General features: G+C 61.5%; 16 protein-coding genes and 2 pseudogenes. 12 read left to right on the top strand and 6 right to left on the bottom strand.

Features of this window, described 5'->3' with window-relative positions; genetic code table 11:
- The first annotated feature begins 6 nt into the window (after positions 1-6).
- The 5 genes from sctQ to CK227_RS23255 all read left to right on the top strand — a co-directional run bounded on the left by sctQ (position 7) and on the right by CK227_RS23255 (position 3,723).
- Positions 7-981, top strand: coding sequence for a type III secretion system cytoplasmic ring protein SctQ (gene sctQ, locus CK227_RS23275; protein WP_179296502.1), 975 nt, complete (start codon positions 7-9; stop codon positions 979-981).
- Positions 974-1,627, top strand: a complete 654-nt coding sequence (sctR, locus tag CK227_RS23270; protein WP_095774392.1) for a type III secretion system export apparatus subunit SctR — start codon at positions 974-976, stop codon at positions 1,625-1,627. The genes sctQ and sctR overlap by 8 nt, the downstream gene beginning before the upstream one ends.
- A gap of 19 nt (positions 1,628-1,646) precedes the next feature.
- Positions 1,647-1,916, top strand: coding sequence for a flagellar biosynthetic protein FliQ (locus CK227_RS23265; protein ID WP_095774393.1), 270 nt, complete (start codon positions 1,647-1,649; stop codon positions 1,914-1,916).
- A 9-nt stretch (positions 1,917-1,925) separates the two neighbouring features.
- Positions 1,926-2,741, top strand: a complete 816-nt coding sequence (gene sctT, locus CK227_RS23260) for a type III secretion system export apparatus subunit SctT (protein WP_095774394.1) — start codon at positions 1,926-1,928, stop codon at positions 2,739-2,741.
- A 157-nt stretch (positions 2,742-2,898) separates the two neighbouring features.
- On the top strand, positions 2,899-3,723 hold the full coding sequence (locus CK227_RS23255) for a DUF1445 domain-containing protein (RefSeq protein WP_095774395.1): 825 nt from the start codon (positions 2,899-2,901) through the stop codon (positions 3,721-3,723).
- Between the two features lie 467 nt (positions 3,724-4,190).
- On the opposite strand, the gene CK227_RS23250 is transcribed toward CK227_RS23255, so the two are convergent.
- The 4 genes from CK227_RS23250 to CK227_RS23235 all read right to left on the bottom strand — a co-directional run bounded on the left by CK227_RS23250 (position 4,191) and on the right by CK227_RS23235 (position 6,378).
- A complete protein-coding gene (locus tag CK227_RS23250; RefSeq protein ID WP_095774396.1) occupies positions 4,191-4,646 on the bottom strand; it encodes a MucR family transcriptional regulator in 456 nt (151 codons plus the stop codon).
- Positions 4,647-5,008: 362 nt separating this feature from the next.
- On the bottom strand, positions 5,009-5,458 hold the full coding sequence (locus CK227_RS23245) for a VOC family protein (RefSeq protein ID WP_095774397.1): 450 nt from the start codon (positions 5,456-5,458) through the stop codon (positions 5,009-5,011).
- A gap of 42 nt (positions 5,459-5,500) precedes the next feature.
- A complete protein-coding gene (locus CK227_RS23240) occupies positions 5,501-5,923 on the bottom strand; it encodes a BA14K family protein (protein WP_095774398.1) in 423 nt (140 codons plus the stop codon).
- Positions 5,924-5,955: 32 nt separating this feature from the next.
- The gene (locus CK227_RS23235) at positions 5,956-6,378 is read right to left on the bottom strand and encodes an EF-hand domain-containing protein (protein ID WP_095774399.1); all 423 of its coding nucleotides are present in this window, start codon (positions 6,376-6,378) and stop codon (positions 5,956-5,958) included.
- A 235-nt stretch (positions 6,379-6,613) separates the two neighbouring features.
- Between CK227_RS23235 and CK227_RS23230 the strand changes: the two genes are divergently transcribed.
- From CK227_RS23230 to CK227_RS23210, 5 genes are all read left to right on the top strand, one after another.
- Positions 6,614-7,048 (top strand): EF-hand domain-containing protein, encoded by a 435-nt coding sequence (locus CK227_RS23230; RefSeq protein ID WP_095774400.1) that lies wholly within the window; start codon positions 6,614-6,616, stop codon positions 7,046-7,048.
- Positions 7,049-7,076: 28 nt separating this feature from the next.
- A complete protein-coding gene (locus CK227_RS23225) occupies positions 7,077-7,460 on the top strand; it encodes a hypothetical protein (protein ID WP_095774401.1) in 384 nt (127 codons plus the stop codon).
- A gap of 91 nt (positions 7,461-7,551) precedes the next feature.
- On the top strand, positions 7,552-8,148 hold the full coding sequence (locus CK227_RS23220; protein WP_095774402.1) for a sigma-70 family RNA polymerase sigma factor: 597 nt from the start codon (positions 7,552-7,554) through the stop codon (positions 8,146-8,148).
- The gene (locus CK227_RS23215; RefSeq protein WP_095774403.1) at positions 8,145-8,585 is read left to right on the top strand and encodes a hypothetical protein; all 441 of its coding nucleotides are present in this window, start codon (positions 8,145-8,147) and stop codon (positions 8,583-8,585) included. Before CK227_RS23220 ends, CK227_RS23215 begins: the two co-directional genes overlap by 4 nt.
- Positions 8,582-8,986 (top strand): periplasmic heavy metal sensor, encoded by a 405-nt coding sequence (locus tag CK227_RS23210; RefSeq protein ID WP_095774404.1) that lies wholly within the window; start codon positions 8,582-8,584, stop codon positions 8,984-8,986. The genes CK227_RS23215 and CK227_RS23210 overlap by 4 nt, the downstream gene beginning before the upstream one ends.
- Positions 8,987-9,644: 658 nt before the next feature.
- On the opposite strand, the gene CK227_RS23205 is transcribed toward CK227_RS23210, so the two are convergent.
- Positions 9,645-10,610, bottom strand: a complete 966-nt coding sequence (locus tag CK227_RS23205; protein WP_095774405.1) for an MBL fold metallo-hydrolase — start codon at positions 10,608-10,610, stop codon at positions 9,645-9,647.
- Between the two features lie 119 nt (positions 10,611-10,729).
- Between CK227_RS23205 and CK227_RS23200 the strand changes: the two genes are divergently transcribed.
- Together CK227_RS23200 and CK227_RS23195 are read left to right on the top strand one after the other, a co-directional pair.
- On the top strand, positions 10,730-11,632 hold the full coding sequence (locus CK227_RS23200; RefSeq protein ID WP_142875980.1) for a LysR family transcriptional regulator: 903 nt from the start codon (positions 10,730-10,732) through the stop codon (positions 11,630-11,632).
- A 329-nt stretch (positions 11,633-11,961) separates the two neighbouring features.
- Positions 11,962-12,307 (top strand): annotated as a pseudogene (locus CK227_RS23195) (FAD-binding protein); the annotation flags it as partial.
- A 24-nt stretch (positions 12,308-12,331) separates the two neighbouring features.
- Here CK227_RS23195 and CK227_RS23190 read toward each other — a convergent pair.
- Positions 12,332-12,763 (bottom strand): annotated as a pseudogene (locus CK227_RS23190) (LysR substrate-binding domain-containing protein); the annotation flags it as partial.
- Positions 12,764-12,767 lie beyond the last annotated feature (4 nt).

The following is a 12,767-nucleotide window of genomic DNA, read 5'->3' as shown; positions in this document are numbered from 1 at the left end:
GGGGCGTTGAACGCCTTCTACCGTCGCCGCACTGCCGCGCAGATCACGATTGCCGGGAAGGCCATGGCGATCGCGGCCGCCTGGCCGGGGCTGAATTCCGCGAACCAGCCGCTATGCGCTGTTGGCTTCACTGTCGGGGACATGGCCGGGCAATTGCGCCTGCCGCTTTCTGTTGTCGAGCGAGGTCTCGCCAGGGTCGACGGGGCGGTCGATATGAAACGGCTTGCGCCGGCCCACGCCGCGCTCTTGTTGGAGGCCACGTTCGAAGACGATCTCGAATATATCGAGGCCAGACTGGGCGAGAAGATCGCGATCACCTCGCTGGCACCGGCAGATGCCGTTTCGGGGGAAACTCCATTCGCTTTCGCCCTGACCGACAAGGATGACACCATAGGCTGCGTCCTGACGACGAATGACACCGGTCTGCCGGTACGGATCGGCCGCCTTCTCGACGAGCTCGGCAAAACCAGGCCGCCGATCCCGGCCGAATTTCCGCTGTCGGTCCGTCTTTGGCGCGGTCCGCTTGCGATCACCATTGGCGAGCTTCAAAGCCTGCAGGCTGACGATGTGGTGCTGTTCGACGACACGGCGGAAGAGGGCGTGGCGACGCTCATCATTGCCGAGCGCCTTTTCGCGCCGGTGGGCCTGACCGCCGGCGGCCCGCAATTGCTTGCCGCGCCGACCGCAATCACTGGATCGAACTGGGAGTGGGCCATGAACCAGAATACGCCGCCGCCGGACACCTTGGAAGAATCGACTTTGGACGAATTGCCGGTCGTCCTTGCCTTCGAGGTCGGCCGCACGGCAATGCCTCTTGGAGAAGTAAGGCAGCTTGCGCCCGGCGCCATCATTCCGCTCGTCGAGGTAACCGAGGCGACTGTCGACATCCTTGCCAATGGCAGGCGTGTCGGCCGCGGCGAGATCGCGCGGATCGGAGAAAGCCTGGGCGTGCGGGTCCTGCGCATGTTCGACAATGCTTGATAACTCGCCCAACCTGCTTGGAATCCTTATCGCCGTCGGTGTGGTTGGGTTGCTGCCTCTGGCAGTCGTCACGATGACGGGCTTCCTGAAGATATCGGTCGTGCTGTTCCTCATCCGCAACGCGCTCGGCGTTCAGCAGATGCCGCCCAATCTGGTGCTCTATGGCATAGCGCTCGTGCTGACGGTCTATGTCACCACGCCATTGCTGAGCGAAATGTCGAGCCGGCTTCAGGAAGGGCAGGTGCAGTTCCAGACGACGGATGACCTTGCCAGGGCAGCACAACTCGTCAGGGAGCCGTTGCAGCGCCACCTCATGAAGTTCACCCAGCCGCAGGAGCGGCAATTCTTTCTCGACGGAACGAACCGCCTTTGGCCGGAACAGGCGCGGCAAAACCTCAAGGACGACGACCTGTCAATCCTTGTCCCTGCCTTTGTCGCATCCGAGCTTACCCGTGCCTTCGAGATCGGCTTCCTACTTTATCTGCCTTTCCTGATCATCGATATCGTCGTTGCGAACGTGCTGATGACGCTCGGCATGATCATGGTTTCGCCGGTCCTGATTTCGATCCCGCTGAAACTGTTCCTTTTCGTCGCGATAGACGGCTGGTCGCGGCTGATGCATGGCCTCATCCTGAGCTACTCATGACGCCGCCGGGGGTTTTCGCATGAGCAATGATTTTATTCTGGCGAAGGTCCAAGGCGCGCTTCTCACGGTTTTGCTGGCCTCCAGCCCGGCCATCGTCGCGGCACTGGCCGTCGGCGTGCTCGTCGGCCTTGCCCAGGCACTGACACAGATTCAAGATCAGTCGCTGCCGCAGACGATAAAGCTCGTCGTCATCCTTCTGGTTATCATCGTCTTTGGTCCATTGCTCGCGCAGCAGATTGCGCAACAGGCGTCGACCGCGCTGGACGAGTTTCCCATCGTCACCCGCTGAGATACGAGGATGCCGGTCGAACCGCTCTTCACCTCGGTCAAAGAGCTCCAGTTCTATCTTCTGGCAGGTGCTTTCGCGCTCGCGCGCATGACCGGGTTCATGCTGCTCATGCCGCTTTTTTCGCGTGTGCCCCTGTCAGGGCTTCTGCGCAATGGTGTTGCGTTGGCGCTGGCGGTTCCGGTCTTTCCGATGATCGTGAGCAAGCTGACGACCACCGATCTGCCGATGACGATGATCGTGCTGTACATGCTCAAGGAGGTCGTGGTCGGGGTGACACTCGGGCTGGCGATGGGCATACCGTTCTGGGCGGCGGAAGCGGCGGGCGATATACTGGATCTGCAGCGCGGCTCCTCGATGGGTGCGCTGATCGATCCGATGATGACCCATGAGACAGGGGCCACGGGCACCTTGCTCGCCATCATCATGGTCACGATCTACCTTGCAGCCGGCGGCCTGCAGCTTTCGTTGACAGGCCTCTACGACAGCTATGGTCTTTGGCCGATCGATCATCTTCTGCCTGTGTTCAGCAAGGACGCGGCTGGAATCTTTCTCGATCTCATGAACCGCATCCTGGTGATGGCGCTGACCCTCGTTTTCCCGCTCATCATCAGCATGCTCTTGTCTGATATTGTGCTGGCCTTCCTGGCGCGTGCCTCACCGCACCTGAATGTTTTTGCGCTTTCGCTGGTCGTCAAGACATTGGTCTTCAGCCTCGTCTTCGTCCTCTACGCGGCTTTCCTTCTCTCTTACATCAATCGCGATCTCGCCTTTCTGCACGAAGCGGGCCGGCAGATCGAAGCGATCGGCTGCCGCGATTGTCAGTGAGAGTCAGTATGTCTATGCAAAACTGCTAATAACTTAGACTTTGCCATCTAAGCAATAAATACAATTTATCGACGAGGAAAGATTCTGTTGATTTGACAATCCGCTAGGTCGCCATGATCCTACACTCTTTCCTGAAACGTGCGTATTTTCGGAAACCATGCCTCGCCAAGTCACTTCATTGTTCTATGACAATTTGCGGCTAGTCGATGCAGACAAACTGCGGACACTGGTCAGGACGGGCGAATATGAAGGGCGCACAGGAGGGCTTGCAAGAGGCAAGCTTCAAGCGAACGTCGTGATTGTGTCCCGTCGCTTTGCAAGCGATTTCCATCAGTTTTGCGTCCGCAACCCTAAAGCCTGCCCCTTGGTCGCGGTAAGCCGCGCCGGCAGCCCATTGCTTCCAGCGCTAGGCGATATCGATATCCGCACCGATGCTCCGCAATACAATATCTATCACTTTGGGGAGGTGATCCGTCAGAGGACAGATATCATCGACCTTTGGCGGGACGATTTTGCCGCCTTCGCGCTCGGCAGTGCGCTTACCGTCGAAGCGGCCCTCGTGGAAAAGGGCGTCAAGCTCCGCAGCATCGGCCACGGCAAAGCCCTCCCAAAGTTTCGGACCAAGATCATGACGCGCGGCGCGGGACCTTTTGGTGGCGAGATGGTCGTGTCCATGCGTCCCATGAGACGCTGCGATGTCGACAAGGTTCGCGCCCTCACCGCACGCTTCCCGCTTGCCCACGGTTCTCCCATCCATGTCGGAGATCCATCGATTATCGGAGTAAGAGATCTGACCGCTCCCGATTGGGGCGATGCGGTCGAAATCCTGGAAGGGGAGGTCCCAGTGTTCTGGGCCAGCAGCCTGACCGCGCAAGATGCACTTGCTCGCGCCGAACTCGCGATCTCGATCACGGTATCGCCAGGGCATATGTTGATTACCGACGTCGACGCCAAAGCGGATGCGGGCACTTTCAAGGTGTGATAGCAGCGGTTCTGGCATCCAGCGATACCGTTGTCCTCATGTTCGGAAGTTGACGACCGAGACATGTTGGGAGCATCCGTCGGCTTTTCAGGTCTAGCCCCGAACCCGTCAATCCGCTTGCGACCCCAAAAGCGGTTCTGCAATTTGGGGGTTCCTGGAAGCTTTTCGAACTTTCTGCCTTGCGCCTCCAGGTGAATTGCGTTCGCTTATGATGGAAGTTCGATGTCTCTATCCGCAGCTATGCGAACTTGAGCAATACGAATTCTGGGGTTCGAGTCGGTAGACCGCTACATTCCGAGACCCACTATCGAGGAAGCACTCTTCTACTATCGGCGATGCTCAGTCGAGAATTTAAACGTCGAAGAGCGCCTGGTATAAGGTGGTGCGCCCCCGGCACGTCGCCGGTGGGTCGTTTTGGTCGAAAAACCAGAGCGCCCAAGGTGGGACGGTCCAGAAGCTTGTCTCTACTAGGCCCTGGACTTGCGCTTGGCAGGGACTTTTTTAGCAGAGACCGGCTGCGGTTTGCGTCCTAGCCCCGCCGCCTTCGCAAGTGTTGATCTTTGAGCCGCGTAATTCGGCGCAACCATAGGGTAATCCTGCTTCAATCCCCATTTCTCGCGATATTCATCCGGAGAGAGTCCGTAGTGTACCGAGAGATGCCGTTTTAGCGATTTGAATTTCTTCCCGTCTTCGAGGCAGATGATGTAGTCCGGCGCTACCGACCGTTTCGGATTGATGGCTGGCTCCTGTTTCGGCAGCTCGGCCACATTCGGCTGGCCAAGGCCTGTCAGTGACGAATGGATCGACGCGATGAGATCTGACAACGCAGCAACGGGTAGTGGATTTTGGCTTACATAGGCAGAGACAATGTCTGCAGTCAGCCCGACGAGATCGGCCGTTTGGGCTTCGTTTTGATCGCTCAAGTATCAGCTCCTACGATAGGGATAAAGCTCGCCCCACGCATCTGTCGTATACCGCAATTTTGAGCGATGCCGAGAGAAATTCCACCAGCGGATACTGTTAGATGGATGTCACGGAGACCAAGCCACAGAGCGCATCCAATTCGCCTGGGGTTCTTGGAAGCTTTTCGAACTTTCTGGATCGCGCCGCAGCCCGAGTTGCATTTGCTTATGGACAAGGTGGGTCAGTAGATTCGATTTTCGGATAAGAGGTGTCGACCTCTGGCACGTGTGCCTTGCTGATAGCGCGCGTCAGCACGAGCGCCTAAGTATTCCCAACGACAGCTTTGCGCCCATGCAGGCAGCGGCATACGTCAAAACAACGCTTAAAGCGTGTCGTCTGAATCCGTTGAGACGTGACGCTCGGTTCTGCCGCCCCATTCCTCGGGCGCGACATCGGCGATCGTCTGCGAGAAAGTCCAGGCGTGGCCGGCGAGATCGCGGCAGGAATATTGCCGTTCGCCATAGGGGTAGCTCGTCGGCGCGGTCAGCGCCATGGCGCCGCGGCGCATCGCGCGGCGGTGGTGCGCATCGACATCCTCGACACGCACCATCACCGAGAATCCCTCGTCGCCGGGCGACAGCGCGGATCCGCCGCTCTTCAGGGTCGTGACCACGACGCCCCCGTCGCCGCAGCCGAGCTGGACGCGATGATTGCCGATCGTCAGCCGCAATTCGAATCCGAAGGCTTCGCAGAGCCAACGACTCGCCGCTTCCACATCTGGGTAAGCAAGCACCGGTATGACCGTATTGGCAGGCATGGAGCGGTTCTGCATGGGCGAGCCTCCTTCCGGGGTCGATGACGGCAGCGCCGCGTTTCAATTATAGGGCGACCGGCATTGCTGTAGAGGGCCGTCATAGGGCTGGTAGCTGTTATCCCAGGCGCGGTAGGAGCGGTAGTGGTCAAAGCACCAGCGCACATGGGCGGCCGCCAGGCGCGCCGCGGGGGGCGGCGGTGGCGCTACCGTGGCGGCCGCCACGCCGGCCGCGAAGGCGGCGGCCGGGAACCAATAGCCGTTGTAGTAGCGGTAGCCGGGCCGTACACGCCAATAACCCCGGTAACCATTGTAGTAATAGGCGCCGCCGACAACGTAGAAACCGCGCCGGTACCAGACCGGCGTTGCCTGGCTGGTCACGGACGCCGGAACTGCCGGCGCCGCAAGCGGCATGGCCTCGGCCGGCGAGGCCAAGATCACGGCGCCGAGCATCAGGCCGCAGAAAGCAGTGATCATTCTCTTCATCGATAGTCTCCTCTGATTTGGTTTGGCATGGATCACGGGCGCTTCAGCGCCCGCAGTTCGGAAATCGAAAGCGCGCCGTCGCCGTCGGTGTCTGCCTGCAGCAGCCGGTCGGGAATGGCGGCCGTGAATTCGTCGCGCGAGATTTTGCCGTCGCCGTTGCGGTCCATGCGCCCCGCCTCGGCCTGCAGCCCCGTGAACCGTGCGGCCTGCACGTCGCGCTTCGCTTTGACCTGTGCCATGGCCGCCTGCACCTCGTCGGGGTCGAGCACGCCATTGTGGTTGGCGTCCAGCCGGTCGAACATCAGCGCCCGCGCTGCCTGGATCTCGCTGAATTCGAGCTTTCGGTCGCCATTGGTGTCGATGCGCCGGAACGCCTCCCTGGCGCCTTGGTCGGCTGCGAATGCGCTGCAGCCGCACAGAAGCAGCCCCGCAAAGGCGGTCACGATCTTGGTCATCTGGGTGTCTCCGCTGAAATCGACGGCCCGCCGCGGACCGTCCTTGCAGCGTCTCCTACGCAAGAGTTCGCCGGCTCCTACGCGCCGTCTTCGAATTTTTCGGAAGGTCGATGCACGGGGCACCGCGGTATGGCGGCCGCCAAAAAAATCCGGACGTCGGCGTAGGAGCACGAACCGGGCTGCGTATTGGCCGACAGTCGCTCCCCCGCGACGTCACAATCGAAAGGAACCACCCATGAAATGCTCAGCGATCCTTGCGGGCCTGCTTCTCGGCCTCACGCCGCTCTGCGCCGCCGCGGCGCAGGACATGCCCGGCCAGCGCATCCTCCAGCGCCTCGACACCAATGGCGACGGCGCGATCTCGAAGGACGAGATGCTCGCCGCCCGCGGACGTCTCTTCAAAAGGCTCGACCGCAATGGCGACGGCGTCATCGACGAGAACGAGATCGAGACCGCCCGCCAGGCCATCGATGACCGCGCCCTGGCAGCCGAGGCCCGCCTCGGCAATCGCTGGCGGCGCATGGACAGGAATGGCGACGGCAAGGTCACCGAGAGCGAGTTCCAGGCCAGCACGCCGCTCTTCGATCTCGCCGACCGCAATGGCGACGGCAGGCTCTCCGCCGACGAGATCGCGGCGATCCGCAAGATCGTGGCTGCTCACGCCAACTGACCAACCTGCCTGCCAGAAAGGAAATGACATGCTTTCAAGACTCAAACTTCCGCTGCTTTGCCTTGGCGCGATGGTCGTCTGGTCGGCCGCTTCCCCAGCCTCCGCCGAGGAGTGGACGCGCAAGACCGCGCATGGCGGCGAACTGAGCCGCAGCGTCGACCGGGACGGCAATATCTACACCGGCTCGACCACGCGCACCGGACCGAACGGCGGCACCTACACGTCCAATTCAACCTGCAAGGCCGGCGTTGTTGACCACTGCTCCAGGAGCTATTCTGCCACCGGGCCGAACGGCAAGACCGTTTCAGGTCAGCGCTACAGCGCGGCCGGACCGTTTGGCGGCCGTTCTGTCGGCAGCTTCACGGGCCCGAACGGCAACACGGTTCACGGCTTCCGCCGTTGGCGCCGCTGATATCTGGTGGTGGACTTGACGTCGGAATTCGTTCTTCTCCCGAGCCGGATCGTCGCAGACTTCTCCCTCGCCGCCGGGGGCTCCTCGACCGGTGCCCGCCGCCGTGCGGGATGAAGCCTCCAATGGCGACGAGGAGCTTCTGGCCCGCATCGCCGCGGGCAGCCAGGCGGCTTTGTCCGCGCTCATGGCCCGTCACGGCCGTGGGCTGCGGACATTCGCCACGCGTTATCTCGGCCATGCGGCCGATGCCGAGGACGTGGTGCAGGAGGTGTTCGTGACCGTCTGGAAACAAGCCGCGCGCTTCGATCCCGGCAGGGCGCGCGCCTCGACATGGCTCTACCGGATCACGGCCAACCGGTGCATCGACCAGCGCCGGCGCCGCGCGCTGCGCAATTTCTTCGGCCTGGACGACATCGGCGAGGAGCCGGCCGCGCTGGAAGCGAATGCCGAGACTGCGACGGCGGCAAGGCAGGAGCTGGCGATCGTGCGCGATGGCCTGTCGCGCCTGCCGGAGCGCCAGCGGATGGCGCTGCTTCTGCGGGCGGTGGGCGAGCTTGACATCGCGGCGATAGCCGAGGTGATGGGCGCCAGCGCGGGCTCGGTCGAGCAGTTGCTCGTGCGCGGACGCCGCGCGCTCAGGGATCATTTGGCAGATGCGGCCGGGGGCCGCGAAAGGAAGTCCTCATGACACGCGAGGAATTCGAGAACAACCGGCGCCGCTTCGGCGACGACATCGACGCCTGGCCGGCGTCCTTGAAAGGCCCGGCCCTGGCATTCATGGCGCTGGAAGGCGATGCCGGCGCCGACGCGGCGCTCGACAGGCTCGTGCGGCAGGCCGCGCTGGTCGAGAGCGACGATCGCGCCCTGGCGCGCAACGTGATGGCGCGCATCGATCGCCCCGCTCGGCGTCCGTCCCTGCTGCCGCGCGTCCTCGTCGCGCCGGCGGGCCTCGCCGCTTGCACCGCCGCTGTCCTCGTCGCCGCGACGGTAGCCGGCTACCAGGTGGCGCGCCTTCAGGACCAGTCCCAGGATTCCGAACTTCTGGCGCTCGCTGCGGGCGCCAGGCTTGCAGATGACGGAGGGTCGGCGATCACGGCCGATCCGGGCGAGGGGGGTCCGCTATGACCAGGCGATCATGGACCTGGGCGGCCGTGCTGGTTGTGCTCGCGCTGTCGCTTGCCCTCAACTTCTTCTTCATTGGCTATGCCACGCATGGCCTGCGCCAGGCGGCCGTTGCGCGCGGGCTGCTGGCGGAGGTCGCGGGCGCCTATTCACCTGAGGTGCGCAAGGAGTTCCGTGCGGTCATGCGCGACAACCGCGCCCGCACGTTCGAAGCGCTGCGGCAGCTGCGCGCGGCGCGCGCCGACCTTGCGGCGGCCGAGCAGGCCCGACCCTTCGACGAAGCGGCGGTCAGGCAGGCGATGGCCGCGGTGCGCGCCGCCACGACCAATCTTCAGGCAACGGTCCAGGATTATCTGCTTGCCGCCATGAAGAACGTCAATGCGAAGCCGGCCGGCGGCGGATGAGCGGTCGCCGCACTCGCGGCACAATTGCCGTGACCTATTTCAACATCGGAAACATGCTGACGGACCAATGCGGCACGACAGGCTTGTCCTGATATTGCTCTGGCGAGAGCTGGTCGCCGGCCTGCGCGCGGTGCGACGCCGCGATCTTGCCTGGATTGCGTTCGGCGGCGGCGGGCTGCTCGTTTATGCACCTTTAAAGGCGGGTTAGTCGCGCGTCGTACACCGCGCACATGGTTGGTTCATCCAAAAAGGGAACGGACGCGTGACGGAGGCCGCTCGATGAATCGGGTCAAGTATCTGAAATGGGCCGAAAGTTGCAGCAGCAACCGACGCCAGGCCCGCCCCCTTTTTACTGTTTCTGCAAGCCGGACGCCCCCAGCAGAGACTAGACTAGACGCCTCACCTAGCGCCATGACGCATCGCGTCGGCAGTCTGGCCGTCGACGACATTGCCGCCGTCGCAGCGAAATAGCTTCCCGGGCTGCTTCTTCGAAACAATCCTGACCGCTGACTCGTCTGACGGGTAGGTTCTCGTGCCTCAGTCCGTGGCTTCGACAATGACAGCTAACCTCAACGTGCCAGGCGAGGCGCAATGTTAGCGGTCTGGCGGATGGAACTCGCGTAGATTTCGCCAGCGATCCGTCCAACTTGGGTTGCAGCTACAGCGCGTACGGCCATTCGGCGGCCACGAAACGGTAGCTGCCATTTTCGGAAGCGATGTGGCCAAAACCGGGAAACGGCATGTGCATCCCCGCTAGAAGGATGCGATCGTAAGCTGCCTGGTCAAACGCGCGCTTGCGGGACGCTGCAGCTTGGTTTCCATCAACGTCAAAGGCAGGACCCCATTCGGGATGGGCGAACTGAAATGCGGCATGGTGTACAATATCGGCCCAAATGAAGAGGGCATCGTCTCCGGAACGGACCATAACGCCGGTGTGGCCGGGTGTATGGCCGGGGAGCGGCACGGTCCTTAGCTCGCCGAATACCTCGGTTTCATCGGAAAACTGTGTCAGACGCTTTTGGTAAGCTTTGGCGACGGCGCGAGCTCCAGAGAAAAATGGCTTGAATGCTGCTGGAGCCTGGCCAAGAGCGCCCTCGTCGTGCCAGTAGCGAAAGTCAGCTCCCGAAACAATCAGCTCCGCGTTTGAATACACGGCCTTCCCATGCGGATCGATGGCGCCGCCAACGTGATCCGGATGCATATGGGTGAGCAGGACCGCATCAATCTGCTCGGGTTTGACCCCGACCGCGGCAAGTGCTTGCGACACCTTTCCGAGCGTTGGACCGAAGAGATCAGCTGCCCCTGTGTCGATCAGCACAAGGCGGTCGCCCAAGTTGATTAGATAGGCGTTGACCGGGCTCAAGCGCGGCGAGGGCGGCTGGAATTGTTCGCGGGCGAGGCGGGCAGCTTCTTCCTCCGGTGCTTTGAATAGGGTGGCGGGCATTTCCATATAACCGTCAAGAAGAGCGGTCACCTCGATCTTTCCGACCTTCCGGCGGATCACGCCGGGCACCGGGGTTGCGGCAAGGGGAACTGCGGCAAGAGCGGCAGGGGAGCCGGGGAGAACGGCGAGCGAAGCGAGGCCGGCAGAGACGGCGAAAAGGTTTCGACGTGAGATAGACATGTCAGCTCCTGGAAGTTTCGGACGATTGGCTGAAGTGCTATATCGCGATTATCGCCGCTGATTAATTCCGCCAAACTTGATAACATTTATCTCGGCTACTTATAAATGGGACCGCCACCTTGGATCGTCTTTCGATGTTGTCCTGTTTCGTGCGCGTCGCAGAAAGCGGCAGCTTTTCGGCTGCGGCTCGTGATCTTCAGCGCGCGCAGTCTGCCGTAAGCCAGCAAATCCGGGCTTTAGAAACCCAGCTGCAGACTCGGTTATTCGATCGAACAACGCGAAAAGTTGCTTTGACGGAGGCGGGTGCTCTTTATCTGCAGCATGTCAGAGGCGTACTGGAGCGCATGGAGGAAGCCGACCAGATCGTCAGTGATCTAGACGCAGGAATCACGGGTCGATTGGCCGTTAGCGCGCCTGTTAGCTTTGGGACCCAAATTCTGGGCGCATACCTTTTTCAGTTCAGGGAAGAGCACCCGGGCATCGATTTGGACGTCTCACTCTCCGATCGCTTCGTTGATCTGGCCGCCGACGGTCTCGATCTCGCGGTTCGGATGGGACCGGTTACGGAAAGTCAGCTGATCGTGCGAAAGATAGGGCTACTGAAGCGCAGTCTCGCGGCGACGCCTCAGTATCTTGATGGGCATGGACGGCCGAGCCATCCTGCGGATCTGAAGCATCACGATTACGTCGTACGCTCGTATCTAGAAGGCGCCGAACAGATCCGTCTGACGCGATCCGCAGAGGTCACGGAAGTTCTCGTAAAGCCAGTACTCCGATCTGACAATTCACATCTTATATGCGAGGCGATCGTCGCAGGCATGGGTATTGGACTCGTCCATGACGTCCTTCTGGATCCGATGATTGCGTCGGGCACACTTGAACGCGTGCTTCCCGATTGGCGGCACGAGCCACAGGTCATTCAGGCCGTCTATCTTTCGAATCGCTATGTTCCTAGAAAGGTGCGCGCCTTCGTCGAGGGTCTGGCAAGATTTCTGCGGACACGTGGAGCGCTCGCAGAATGAGGGCACAAGCCGATCTTAGCGACAAAGTCGTCGCGGATAAGATCGATTCCGCGATTTTGATGGAGACGCATCCAGCCGTGCCAGCGACAGATTTCGTTCTTGCCGCTTCTGACCAGAAAATGATTCTCTCGCAGTCGCTTTGGCCGGCGATGCCTGGCGCCGGTCGTCTTTCTCTGGGCGCTCGTCTTGGTTCTTGCAGAGCTGGTGCTGAGCCGGACTTGGTTCGGCCGGGCGCTTTATGCCGTCGGAGGTAACCGGACGGCTGACTCCGGATTTCGGAATTCCGGATCTGGGTCGCTGCCTATGCTGCCAGCGGCGGCATTTCGGCAGCGGCGAAGATCATCGTCTCCAGCGGCCGGGCGCTTGGCTCGCCGGAAAAGTTTGCCGAAGTGACCGCCGGCAGGCTCAGCGCCGCCGTCGGCGTCTCGAGCCGCGGTAGACGCGGGCTACGCGCCGAAAGACTTGCAAGTCGGCCAGACCGGAAAGATAGTCGCCCCGGACCTTTACATCGCCTGAGTGATTTCCGGCGCCGTACAGCATTTGGCCGGCATGAAGGATTCTAGGGTGATCGTGGCGATTAACACCGACGCCAACGCGCCAATCTTCCAAGTCGCCGATTACGGAATCGTTGCCGATCTTTTCGAGATCTTGCCCGAGCTCCAACAAACCCTCTGACGACAAGACGGACGACCGCAGCAGGGACCGTATCCAGCCGAGCACCGGGTCGCCATCTCTTTGCGCGAGCCACATCATATTGGCTGTGAAGCCAGCAACAGGCAGCGGCAGCTCGCGCAGTCCTAGCGGCCAATGTGCCGCCGCCATCTTGCTGAAGCGCCGGCCGAGAGCGATGACGAGCCCTGTTTCGGCGACGATCTGCGGAACGTGGAGGAAGTTCGGAACCGTGAGAAGGACTCGGCGCATTAGCCCCAAGGGCCGAAGTGCATCGTCGACCTGTCCGACCGGATCCCCAGAAGAGGAAACCAAGGCCCACTCGAAGCCCGGCATGTCGCGCGGCGCGAGGGTTTCCGCAGCCAGGATCGGATGGCCCTGATGCGCGACGATGACAAAGTCGTCCTCAAACAGCTGCTCGGTCCATGGAGCGCTCAACGCGGTCCCGACTGATGCTGCCACCCCT

The organism is Mesorhizobium sp. WSM4308 (assembly GCF_002294905.1).
In the GTDB taxonomy this organism is placed as follows: Bacteria; Pseudomonadota; Alphaproteobacteria; order Rhizobiales; family Rhizobiaceae; genus Mesorhizobium.
Note: the sequence above shows the minus strand (reverse complement) of the source record. Positions and strands in the feature narration are given on the sequence as shown.

What these genes read in the sequence shown, in the direction of transcription:
- sctR (WP_095774392.1), top strand. Translation starts at nt 974, where the DNA reads ATGCTTGATAACTCGCCCAACCTGCTTGGAATCCTTATCGCCGTCGGT.
- CK227_RS23265 (WP_095774393.1), top strand. Translation starts at nt 1,647, where the DNA reads ATGAGCAATGATTTTATTCTGGCGAAGGTCCAAGGCGCGCTTCTCACG.
- sctT (WP_095774394.1), top strand. Translation starts at nt 1,926, where the DNA reads ATGCCGGTCGAACCGCTCTTCACCTCGGTCAAAGAGCTCCAGTTCTAT.
- CK227_RS23255 (WP_095774395.1), top strand. Translation starts at nt 2,899, where the DNA reads ATGCCTCGCCAAGTCACTTCATTGTTCTATGACAATTTGCGGCTAGTC.
- CK227_RS23245 (WP_095774397.1), bottom strand. Translation starts at nt 5,458, where the DNA reads ATGCAGAACCGCTCCATGCCTGCCAATACGGTCATACCGGTGCTTGCT.
- CK227_RS23240 (WP_095774398.1), bottom strand. Translation starts at nt 5,923, where the DNA reads ATGAAGAGAATGATCACTGCTTTCTGCGGCCTGATGCTCGGCGCCGTG.
- CK227_RS23235 (WP_095774399.1), bottom strand. Translation starts at nt 6,378, where the DNA reads ATGACCAAGATCGTGACCGCCTTTGCGGGGCTGCTTCTGTGCGGCTGC.
- CK227_RS23230 (WP_095774400.1), top strand. Translation starts at nt 6,614, where the DNA reads ATGAAATGCTCAGCGATCCTTGCGGGCCTGCTTCTCGGCCTCACGCCG.
- CK227_RS23225 (WP_095774401.1), top strand. Translation starts at nt 7,077, where the DNA reads ATGCTTTCAAGACTCAAACTTCCGCTGCTTTGCCTTGGCGCGATGGTC.
- CK227_RS23215 (WP_095774403.1), top strand. Translation starts at nt 8,145, where the DNA reads ATGACACGCGAGGAATTCGAGAACAACCGGCGCCGCTTCGGCGACGAC.
- CK227_RS23210 (WP_095774404.1), top strand. Translation starts at nt 8,582, where the DNA reads ATGACCAGGCGATCATGGACCTGGGCGGCCGTGCTGGTTGTGCTCGCG.
- CK227_RS23205 (WP_095774405.1), bottom strand. Translation starts at nt 10,610, where the DNA reads ATGTCTATCTCACGTCGAAACCTTTTCGCCGTCTCTGCCGGCCTCGCT.